This window comes from Arthrobacter sp. B0427-1-12, assembly GCF_059092905.1.
The window spans coordinates 1-1,428 of sequence record NZ_JBNHIC010000145.1 but is presented as its reverse complement, the minus strand read 5'-3'; the positions used below and the strand labels follow the sequence as shown (position 1 = coordinate 1,428).

1 protein-coding gene is annotated in these 1,428 nt (G+C 69.5%); it reads right to left on the bottom strand.

The features are described from left to right. Window positions 1-102: 102 nt before the first annotated feature. The gene (locus AC5RWU_RS24220; RefSeq protein ID WP_493986716.1) at window positions 103-1,356 is read right to left on the bottom strand and encodes an IS701 family transposase; all 1,254 of its coding nucleotides are present in this window, start codon (window positions 1,354-1,356) and stop codon (window positions 103-105) included. Window positions 1,357-1,428: the final 72 nt, after the last annotated feature.

Genomic DNA, 1,428 nt, shown 5'->3' with positions numbered 1-1,428 from the left:
TAGTAGTACTTTGTTAGGTCGGTGGTGCGTGTTGGCAGTAGGGGCAGCGGCTAAGCAGTTGGACGAGGTGTTCCTGGAGTGCTTTGAGGACCTCGTACAGGCTTAGGCTGCCCCCGTCTCTTTTGGGGTGGCAAGGCGTTTGCGGGTGATGAAGAGGTGGGCGGCCGAGACCAGGGTGGCGTGGTGGTGGAATCCGGTGAAGGATCGCCCCTCGAAGTGGGAGAGTCCGAGCCCGGTCTTCAGTTCGCGGTAGTCGTGCTCGATGCGCCAGCGGATCTTCGCGAGCCTGACCAGGGTTTTCAGCGGGGTGTCGGCGGGCAGGTCCGAGAGCCAGTAGTCGGTGGGCTCGGGCTCGCGGGACGGCCATTCGGCGATCAGCCAGACCGCGGGCAGCGAACCGTCCTCCGCGCGGGGGATGTGCCGGTTGGCGGGCCGGACCCTGAGGGCGAGGAAACGGGATTTCATGGCCGCGGTCCTGTTGCCGCCGGTGGCCCTGGTGCCGTGCCGCCAGGTGACCCGGTGCAGTTCGCGGCGTCCTGCGGCCAGGGCCAGGTCGCGCAGGGTCGGGGCCTGCTGCCGGTAGCGCGGGACGCTCGGACGGCCCCGCCCGCCGCCGGATGCCAGGCGTTCGGGCGCGGCGCCGGCCGGATAGGCCGTGTTGCCTGCCTTGACCGCCATCACCCACGGGATCGAGCGGGCGGTCAGTGCGGCCCGGAAATGCGTGTTGTCCCCGTAGCCGGCGTCGGCGACCGCGACCGGGCAGGTGCGCCCCCAGAGCGCGAGCTCGTCGATCATCTCCAGGGCGAGCTCCCACTTGGGCCGGTGCCGCACGTTTTCCGGGATCCGCGCCTTCGCCCGGCGGGCGGCGACCGCCTCGGCCTCCGCGTTGGTCTCGGCCCGGGTGTCGTCCCAGGACTCGGGCACGAACAGGCGCCAGTTCACCGGGCACGAAGCCGCGTCGGTGGCCATGTGCACGGTCGCGGCGACCTGGCAGTTGCCGACCTTGCCCAGCGTTCCCGAGTACTGCCGGGCCACGCAGGCCGAGGCGGTCCCGTCCTTCCTGAACCCGGTATCGTCGATGACCCACGCCTCAGGCCCGATGGCCTCCTCAGCCAGGGCCGCCAGGCGGCGGCGGACCGGCTCGACCGCCCACGGCGAGGACGAGACGAACTGCTGCAGCTGCTGGTGGTCGACATCCAGCCGACCGGCCATCGGCTGCATCGACTTCCGCCGGCCCTCCAGCATCAGCCCCTGCAGGTACAGGCGGCCCTTCGCGCGCTGGTCCTTCCGGCCCAGCGACGCGAAGACCTCCTCGGCAAAGTCCTCCAGCTCGATCCGCAGCCCCGTCCCGTTCATCTCCACAACAGGAAATTAACAGGACCGCCGGCGGATTAAAAGACCCTCGCCGGAAAACCTAACAAAGTACTA

What these genes read in the sequence shown, in the direction of transcription:
- AC5RWU_RS24220 (WP_493986716.1), bottom strand. Translation starts at nt 1,356, where the DNA reads ATGAACGGGACGGGGCTGCGGATCGAGCTGGAGGACTTTGCCGAGGAG.